An 8,423-nucleotide genomic window follows, 5' to 3' on the forward strand; every position below is an offset into this window, starting at 1 on the left:
GCTGTTCAAAAGTGAGCCGCTGTAAGAGCGGAACCAATCTCAGCCATCACCCAAATAACGGATATGTACCCCCTCCAGAGTCCGTAACAAAACCGTCATTCCCCTAGGCTAGGCTCGCGGGCTCGAACGCCCCCGAGTCCCAATCCATGTTCAAAGGCCTGCTCTACGCCGCGCTGCTGTTCACCCTGACGGCCCACGCCGAAACCTGGCCGCAGAAGGATTGGTCCCAAGGCCAACCGCTAACCGGCCCGGCCGCCCAAGCCCTGGACGACTACGCCTTCCCACCCCGCGATGACACCACCCGCAAAGGCGTCCGCACCGACGCCTTGCTGGTCATCCGCGACGGCCAGATCATCTACGAACGCTACGCCGCCCCCACCACGGCCAGCACCCCGCACTTGACCTGGTCCATCAGCAAAAGCCTGATGGCCACCGTGCTCGGCGTGGCCTTCGGCGAAAACCGCTTCAAACTCACCGACCCCGCCGCGCGCTTTTACCCGCCGATGAAACAACACCCCGGCGTGACCATGGCCGACCTGCTGCACTGGGCCTCGGGCCTCGACTGGCAGGAAGACTACGAATACGCCCCGCTGAAATCCTCGGTGGTCGCCATGCTCTACACCCGCGGCCACCACGACATGGCCGAGTTCGCCGCCGACACCGCGACCTCCAGCGCCCCCGGCCAGGCATTCCGCTATTCCAGTGGCGACAGCAATATCCTGTCCGCCACCCTCAAGGGCATGCTCGGCCACAAGGCCTACGTCGACTACCCATGGACCACCCTGTTCCAGCCACTGGGCATCCGCAACGCCACCTGGGAAAGCGATGCCGAGGAAACCTTCGTCGCGTCCTCATATGCCTACCTCACCGCCCGCGACCTGGCCCGTGTCGGCCTGCTGATGCAGCGCGACGGCCGTTGGGGCGAGCAACAGTTGCTGCCCAAGGAGTGGGTCGCGTTCAATCGCCAACCGTTCGACAAGTACAAGGCGGGCCAGGACGAAGCCGTTCCGGGCGGCCAATGGTGGCTCAACCGCGAAGTGCAGGGCGCCGCCAGACCCTGGCCGGACGCGCCCGCCGACACCTTCGCCGCCCTCGGCCACTGGGGGCAGGCGCTCTACGTGATGCCCGAAAAACAGCTGGTCATCGTGCGCTATGGCGACGACCGCGACGGCAGCTATCGCCACAACGAACTCCTCAAACGCGTCCTTGCAGCGGTGCAACCATGATCCGCCGTCATCCCTTCGTCAGCCTGTTGATCCTGCTGTTACTCGTGTTGCTCGGCTGGGTCTGGCACGAGCGGGTCAATCTGCAAGCCTTCCCCGACATCATCGCGGCCTACACCGCCAAGGAGTACTGCTCCTGCCGATATGTGGAAGGCAATCCCGCTGATTATTGCCTGGGTTATGTGAAGCAATACGTGCCCACCAGCGCCTTCACCGACAACCCTGAAAAACACCTCGTGACCGCCAGCGGCCTGGGCCGCGCCCACAGTGCCCAATGGCTGGGCCAACGCGAGGGCTGCCGCCTCTTGCCCTAATGCAGCCACAGGTGGGGCTGAGGTTCCACAGGGTGGAACCACCTTTGATTGTCCTCCTGCGCACATCGCGGTTATCTGGCGGTGTGCAACGAAAAAGAACGGGAACACCCGCCTGCGAGGAGAATCACCATGAGTCCACACCAGCACATCCTGGATTGGCTGAGCGATGTCGCCAGCGACCTGCACGCCGTGCGTCAGGACATTCACGCCCACCCCGAACTGGGTTTTGAAGAAAACCGCACCTCCGCCCTGGTGGCGCAATCCCTGCGTAACTGGGGCTACGAAGTCCATACCGGCATCGGCCAGACCGGCGTGGTGGGTGTGCTGCGCAATGGCAGCAGCTCGCGCAAGCTCGGTATCCGCGCCGACATGGACGCGTTGCCGATCATCGAAAACACCGGCGCCAGCTACAGCAGCCAACACGCCGGCTGCATGCATGCCTGCGGTCATGACGGCCACACCACCATGCTGCTGGGCGCCGCGCGTTACCTGGCCGCGACCCGTCAATTCGACGGCGCCCTGAACCTGATTTTCCAGCCCGCCGAAGAAGGCCAGGGCGGCGCCGAAGCCATGCTCGCCGACGGCTTGCTGGAGCGGTTTCCCTGCGACGCATTGTTCGGCATGCACAACATGCCGGGCTTGCCCGCCGGCCATCTGGGCCTGCGCGTTGGACCGATGATGGCCTCCCAGGACCTGCTCACCGTGACCCTCGAAGGCGTCGGTGGCCATGGCTCCATGCCGCACCTGACGGTCGACCCGCTGGTGGCCGCCGCCAGTATGGTCATGGCATTGCAGACCGTGGTGGCGCGCAATATCAATGCCCAGGAAGCCGCCGTGGTGACCGTCGGTGCCCTGCAAGCGGGCCAGGCGGCCAACGTGATTCCCCAGCAAGCACTGTTGCGTTTGAGCCTGCGTGCCCTGGATGCAAACGTGCGTGAACTGATGCTGGAGCGGGTCAAGGCGATCATCCTGACCCAGGCCGCGAGCTTCGGCTGCACCGCGCAGATCGAACATCGCCCGGCCTATCCGGTGCTGGTCAACCATCCCGAAGAAACCGAATTCGCCCGCCAGGTCGGCGTCGCCCTGCTGGGTGAAGATGCCGTCGACGGCAACACCACCAAGCTGATGGGCAGCGAAGACTTCGCCTGGATGCTGCAACGCTGCCCCGGCAGCTACCTGTTTATCGGCAACGGCGTGTCGCGGCCGATGGTCCACAACCCCGCCTATGACTTCAACGACGACATCCTGTTGACCGGCGCCGCCTACTGGGGCGCGCTGGCCGAGAGCTGGCTCAAGCCCGCCTGACGACCTCTTTTTTCTGCCGCTGGACCCTTTTCCGACTGGTTGAATGGAGTGTTCCCATGCAGGCTTCAAAACAAGGTGTATCCCGCACCCGCCAAGTGGTGGCGGCGGTGATCGGCAATGCGCTGGAATGGTATGACTTCATCGTCTACGGCTTTCTCGCCAGCATTATCGCCCGGCAGTTTTTCCCCTCGGAGGATGAATACGCCTCGCTGCTGATGGCCCTGGCCACCTTTGGCGTCGGCTTCTTCATGCGCCCGGTGGGCGGGATTCTGCTGGGCATGTATTCGGACCGCAAAGGCCGCAAGGCTGCGATGCAACTGATCATCCGGTTGATGACCATCTCCATCGCCCTGATCGCTTTCGCCCCCAGCTATGCTGCCATCGGCATGGGCGCGCCGATGCTGATCGTGGTTGCGCGCATGCTCCAGGGCTTTGCCACCGGCGGTGAATACGCCAGTGCCACGGCGTTCCTGGTGGAGAGCGCGCCGGCCCATCGCAAGGGCCTGTACGGTTCCTGGCAGTTGGTGGGACAGTGCCTGGCGGTGTTCGGCGGCGCGGCGATGGTGGCGTTGGTCACGCACTTCTTCGAGCCGCAAACCCTTGAAGTCTGGGGCTGGCGCCTGCCGTTCATCTTCGGCTTGCTGATCGGCCCGGTGGGCTTGTGGATCCGCCGGCACATGGAAGACCCCGAGGAATTTATCGAGGCACGCAAACAGGCCAAGGGTGCGGCGCCGAGCTTGATGGACGTCATCCGCGACCACCGCCGCAGCATCTTGGTTTCGATGGGCCTGGCCTGTGGTGCAACGGTGTCGTTCTACGTGGTGCTGGTGAACATGCCGACCTTTGCCCACAAGAACCTCGGCCTGCCGCTGGACCAGGTGTTGATGGTGCAGATGTTCGCGGTGGCGCTGATGACCGTGGTGATTCCGCTGTCCGGCCTGCTGTCGGATCGGTTCGGTCGGCGCCCGGTATTGATGGCGTTCACCCTGGCGTTTTTTGTGATGGTGTACCCGCTGTATGTGTGGGTCGCGGCGGCACCGTCCATAGAGCGTTTGCTGGTGATGCAGGTGATGTTGTGCACTGCCATCGGCGGCTTTTTCGGCCCGGCGCCGACGGCCCTGGCCGAGCAGTTTCCCATCGAAGTACGCTCCACCGGGGTGTCGGTGGCTTACAACGTGGCGGTGATGGTATTCGGGGGCTTTGCGCCGTTGATCGTCACCTGGCTCAGCAAGGTGCTGGGCACGCCGGTAGCCCCGGCATTTTATGTGCTGTTCGCTTGCGTCCTGACGCTGCTGGGCACTTACTGCATGCATGAGGCGCCACGGGCGAAACGACCGGCGCCGTTTTCCAGCGAGGTGAAACCTTGAGTATTGTTGAACTGGATGCCATCGAACTGTCTCGGGCGATCCATGCGCGGCAGGTGTCCTGCCATGAAGTGATGCAGGCGTATCTGGCCCAGGTCGAACGCTTCAACCCGACGGTGAATGCGCTGGTCTCGCTGCGCTCCCATGAGGACGTGCTGGCCGAAGCGGCGCAGCGTGATCGCGAGTTGGACCAAGGCCAATCCCGTGGCTGGATGCACGGCATGCCCCAGGCCATCAAGGACCTGGCGGCGACCCAGGGCCTGCGCACCACCCTCGGTTCGCCGCTGTTCGCCGAGCATGTTCCTCAAGAAGATGCGATCAGCGTGGCGCGGGTTCGGGCCAGTGGCGCGATCATCATCGGCAAGACCAACGTGCCGGAATTTGGCCTGGGCTCGCAGACCTACAACAGCGTGTTCGGCACCACCGGCAACGCCTATGACCCGCGCCTGGTGGCCGGTGGCAGCAGCGGCGGCGCGGCGGTGGCGCTGGCATTGCGCATGCTGCCGGTAGCGGATGGCAGCGACATGATGGGCTCGCTGCGAAACCCGGGGGCGTTCAATAACGTATTTGGCCTGCGTCCGTCCCAGGGTCGGGTGCCTCACGGGCCGGCGCCGGAGCTGTTCGTCCAGCAACTGGCCACGGAAGGCCCGATGGGTCGCAGCGTGGCGGATGTGGCGCGGCTGCTGAGTGTGCAGGCCGGCTATGACCCTCGGGTGCCGCTGTCGCTCAAGGAGGATCCGGCGGTGTTGGGTGAGCCATTGCAGCGCGACTTCAAGGGTGCACGCTTGGGCTGGCTCGGGGATTACAACGGTTACTTGCCGATGGAAGACGGCGTGATGAGCCTGTGCGAATCGGCCCTCAAGGACTTCGCTGCGCTGGGTTGCGAGGTCGAGCACTGCCAACCGGAATTTTCTCTGGAGCGCCTGTGGCAGACCTGGCTGGTGCACCGCCATTGGCTGATCCAGGGCTCCCTCGGCGCGGCGTACGCCGACCCGCAAAAACGTGCACTGCTCAAGCCCGAGGCGCAATGGGAAGTGCAGGGCGGATTGCAACTGAGTGCGGCGGACGTTTACCAGGCTTCGATCAACCGCAGCGACTGGTACCGCGCCCTCGGCAAACTGTTCGAGCGTTACGATTTCCTGTTGCTGCCCACCGCCCAAGTGTTCCCTTTCGATGCACAACAAGCCTGGCCACGCATCGTCGCAGGGCGCGAGATGGACACCTACCATCGCTGGATGGAAGTGGTGATCGGCCCCACGCTGGCCGGCCTGCCGAGCATGAACGTGCCGGTGGGTTTCAACCCCCGGGGCTTGCCCATGGGCCTGCAGATCATCGGCCCGGCCCAGGCGGACAGGGCGGTGTTGCAACTGGCGTACGCCCACGAACAACTGACCCGCTGGGTGCAGCGGCGACCGCCCGCTTGCCTCTCGCCGACCGGTTGAGCCGCGACGGGCCTGTATCTTGCTGTGAAATCAGATCATCCATCGGCATCAAGGAGATCGACACATGGGCAGCGACGCCGAGACGGGAACCGTACGCTCAGTAGGGCGGGCACTGGCGATCATCGAATTGCTCGGCGAGCATCAGGCGCTGGGGCTGGAAGAGTTGCATTACCTGACTCACCTGCCCAAGGCCACGGTCTCGCGGATGCTGCTGACCTTGCAGGAACAGGGCTGGATCTATCGTGGCCTCAGCGACCGGCGTTACCGCCTGCGGGCCAGACGGTTGTTCGGCGACACCCAGCAACGCTTCAAGCGCCAACTGGTGGAAAGCGCCGCGCCGTGGCTGCTGGACCTCAGCGAACGCACCGGCCTGGTGGTGGACCTGTCGAGCTTCGACGGCGAACGCCTGGAGGTGATGGAAAGCGCGATCCCCACGGTGCTGCGCAAGCTCTACCCGAACAATTGCCAGATCGTCGGCCAGCACGCCAGCCTGTTTCACTCGGCCATGGGCAAGGCGTGCCTGGCGCAATTGTCGGCGGATGAAGTGCAGCGCCTGGCCGGTCGTGAGCATGTGGCGGAAGACGATCAATACCGGGCGTGTGAACAATCCCAGCACCAGGGGTTTGGCCAACGCACCGAAGGCTACTGGGAATACCCGGTGCGCCTGCCGTTCCTGATTCGCGCGGTGGCCTTGCCGGTGCGGGCCAATGGCCGGTTGGTGGGCAGCATGGCGCTGCATTGGCCGATGGATCAGGCACCGGTGGAACGGGTGCTGAGCCTGCACCTGGCCAGCCTGGAATCGACGATTCGCGATGTGCAGGAGGCGTTGGCCTGACCACCGTTCCCCCGTAGGAGCGAGCTTGCTCGCGAAGAACTCACAGGCACCGCGTTCATTCAGAATGCCCGCGTCATCGTTGGCAACCTTCGCGAGCAAGCTCGCTCCTACAGGAGGTCTTTGTTACTGTTCGCCCAGGTTTTTTGCCCCAAGAGTCTTTATGTCCCTGTTCAAACCCATGGCCTTCCTGCTGCTGGCCGCTGCCGCCGTGCCTGCCCATGCCGACTGGTACCTGGACAACGAGTCCTCGCGCCTGTCGTTCGTCACCACCAAGAACACCGACATCGCTGAAGTGCAGCGCTTCCTGGTGCTGCATGGCAAGGTCGACAGCAAAGGCGCGGCGCAGCTGGAAGTCGAACTGGAGTCGATCAACAGCGGCATCCCGCTGCGCGACGAGCGCATGCGCAATGAGCTGTTCGAGATCAAGACCTTCCCGGACGCGGTGATCAATGCGCAGATCAACCTGCAACCGATCAACGACCTGGCCCCCGGCGCGCAATACGAGCTGCGCCTGCCGCTGTCGGTGACCCTGCACGGCAAGACCCAGACCTACAGCACCGAATTGCTGGCGACCCGCCTGGATGACCGACGCTTCCAGGTGGTCACCCTGGAGCCATTGGTGGTGCACGCCGAGGATTTCGATTTGCTGCCGGGGGTAGCCGCATTGCGCAAGGCCGCCGGGCTGTCGCAGATCAGCCTGTCGGTGCCGGTGGGTGCGGTACTGATTTTCACGGCGCGCTGACATGAGCGGCGCAGTGTTCCCGTGGCGCAGCGCCAACCGTTTCGAGCTGATGGTCGACGGCCCGAGTTTCTTCCCACGCATGCTGGAAGGTATCGCCCAGGCTGAGCAACAGGTGGCGCTGGAGCTGTATCTGGTGGAGGCGGGCGCGTGTGCCGAGGCGATGGTTCAGGCCCTGGTGGCGGCCGCCGAACGTGGCGTGCGCGTACGTTGCCTGTTCGATGACTACGGCAGCCTGGCGTTTACCCTGGGCCTGCGTCGGCGGTTGATCGATGCCGGGGTGGACCTGCGATTCTACAACCGCCTGAGCTGGCGCCGCTGGATGCGCAACCTCTATCGGGACCACCGCAAGCTGTTGTTGATCGACCAGACCATCGCCGTGGTTGGCGGCACCGGCGTGACGGATGAATTCTGGACGCCCGGGGAAGACACCGCCGACTGGCACGAAGTGATGGTGCAGATTCGTGGCCCGCTGGTGCTGGATTGGCAGGCGTTGTTCGACCGTCAGTGGCTGGCGAACGACGATCGTAGAGCCTGGAAACCGGCCACGCATTTTGGCCTGCCACGGTTGCCCAAGGTGCCAGCGACAGGACCGGGGTTGGGGCGTGTGGCCTATGCCGACGCCCGCCAGCATCGGGATATCTTGCAGTCACTGATCCGCGCGCTGAACAGCGGCCACCAGCGTATCTGGCTGGCCACGCCGTATTTCCTGCCGACCTGGAGCGTACGGCGTGCCCTGCGCCGGGCGGCGGGGCGCGGGGTGGATGTGCGTTTGCTGTTGACCGGGCCACGTACCGATCACCCGTCGGTGCGGTATGCCGGGCACCGTTACTACCCGCGTTTGCTCAAATCCGGGGTGCAGATCTTTGAATACCAGCCGTGCTTCCTGCACTTGAAAATGGTGCTGGTGGATGATTGGGTGAGCATTGGCTCGTGCAACTTCGATCACTGGAATCTGCGCTTCAACCTGGAGGCAAATCTGGAGGCGCTGGACCCGGAACTGACGTTGGCGGTGGCGGGGAGTTTCGAGAGGGATTTTGCCCAGAGCCAGGCGGTGAGCCTGGAGGCGTGGCGGTCGCGGCCATTGTGGCGGCGGGTGAAGCAGCGGGTGTGGGGGTGGATTGATCGGTTGGTGGTTAACCTGCTGGACCGCCGCGGATAAGCCAGAACACCCCAATCAAATGTGGGAGCGGGCTTGCTC

Annotated in this window: 8 protein-coding genes; all 8 read left to right on the forward strand. The window is 64.0% G+C overall.

Features of this window, described 5'->3' with window-relative positions:
- Positions 1 to 146: 146 nt before the first annotated feature.
- The 8 genes from JV201_RS06250 (at position 147) to JV201_RS06285 (ending at position 8,384) form a co-directional block, all read left to right on the forward strand.
- Positions 147 to 1,226, forward strand: coding sequence for a serine hydrolase (locus tag JV201_RS06250; RefSeq protein ID WP_219406637.1), 1,080 nt, complete (start codon positions 147 to 149; stop codon positions 1,224 to 1,226).
- Complete coding sequence (locus JV201_RS06255) at positions 1,223 to 1,537, forward strand: amidase (protein ID WP_219406638.1); 315 nt, start codon at positions 1,223 to 1,225, stop codon at positions 1,535 to 1,537. Before JV201_RS06250 ends, JV201_RS06255 begins: the two co-directional genes overlap by 4 nt.
- A gap of 129 nt (positions 1,538 to 1,666) precedes the next feature.
- Positions 1,667 to 2,842 carry a M20 aminoacylase family protein gene (locus JV201_RS06260; protein WP_219406639.1) on the forward strand — a complete coding sequence of 392 codons (1,176 nt, stop codon included), beginning with the start codon at positions 1,667 to 1,669 and terminating at the stop codon, positions 2,840 to 2,842.
- A 56-nt stretch (positions 2,843 to 2,898) separates the two neighbouring features.
- Entirely contained in the window at positions 2,899 to 4,209 is a 1,311-nt protein-coding gene (locus JV201_RS06265) for a citrate-proton symporter (RefSeq protein ID WP_087692639.1), read from the forward strand.
- Positions 4,206 to 5,648, forward strand: a complete 1,443-nt coding sequence (locus tag JV201_RS06270) for an amidase (protein WP_219406640.1) — start codon at positions 4,206 to 4,208, stop codon at positions 5,646 to 5,648. The genes JV201_RS06265 and JV201_RS06270 overlap by 4 nt, the downstream gene beginning before the upstream one ends.
- Before the next feature lie 64 nt (positions 5,649 to 5,712).
- On the forward strand, positions 5,713 to 6,483 hold the full coding sequence (locus JV201_RS06275) for a helix-turn-helix domain-containing protein (RefSeq protein ID WP_177021127.1): 771 nt from the start codon (positions 5,713 to 5,715) through the stop codon (positions 6,481 to 6,483).
- A gap of 160 nt (positions 6,484 to 6,643) precedes the next feature.
- A complete protein-coding gene (locus JV201_RS06280; RefSeq protein WP_134325861.1) occupies positions 6,644 to 7,225 on the forward strand; it encodes a YceI family protein in 582 nt (193 codons plus the stop codon).
- 1 nt (position 7,226) lies between these two features.
- A complete protein-coding gene (locus JV201_RS06285) occupies positions 7,227 to 8,384 on the forward strand; it encodes a phosphatidylserine/phosphatidylglycerophosphate/cardiolipin synthase family protein (RefSeq protein WP_134325862.1) in 1,158 nt (385 codons plus the stop codon).
- Positions 8,385 to 8,423 lie beyond the last annotated feature (39 nt).

It is taken from the genome of Pseudomonas sp. Colony2, assembly GCF_019382755.1.
Classification (GTDB): Bacteria; Pseudomonadota; Gammaproteobacteria; order Pseudomonadales; family Pseudomonadaceae; genus Aquipseudomonas.

What these genes read in the sequence shown, in the direction of transcription:
- JV201_RS06265 (WP_087692639.1), top strand. Translation starts at nt 2,899, where the DNA reads ATGCAGGCTTCAAAACAAGGTGTATCCCGCACCCGCCAAGTGGTGGCG.
- JV201_RS06260 (WP_219406639.1), top strand. Translation starts at nt 1,667, where the DNA reads ATGAGTCCACACCAGCACATCCTGGATTGGCTGAGCGATGTCGCCAGC.
- JV201_RS06285 (WP_134325862.1), top strand. Translation starts at nt 7,227, where the DNA reads ATGAGCGGCGCAGTGTTCCCGTGGCGCAGCGCCAACCGTTTCGAGCTG.
- JV201_RS06280 (WP_134325861.1), top strand. Translation starts at nt 6,644, where the DNA reads ATGTCCCTGTTCAAACCCATGGCCTTCCTGCTGCTGGCCGCTGCCGCC.
- JV201_RS06255 (WP_219406638.1), top strand. Translation starts at nt 1,223, where the DNA reads ATGATCCGCCGTCATCCCTTCGTCAGCCTGTTGATCCTGCTGTTACTC.
- JV201_RS06275 (WP_177021127.1), top strand. Translation starts at nt 5,713, where the DNA reads ATGGGCAGCGACGCCGAGACGGGAACCGTACGCTCAGTAGGGCGGGCA.
- JV201_RS06250 (WP_219406637.1), top strand. Translation starts at nt 147, where the DNA reads ATGTTCAAAGGCCTGCTCTACGCCGCGCTGCTGTTCACCCTGACGGCC.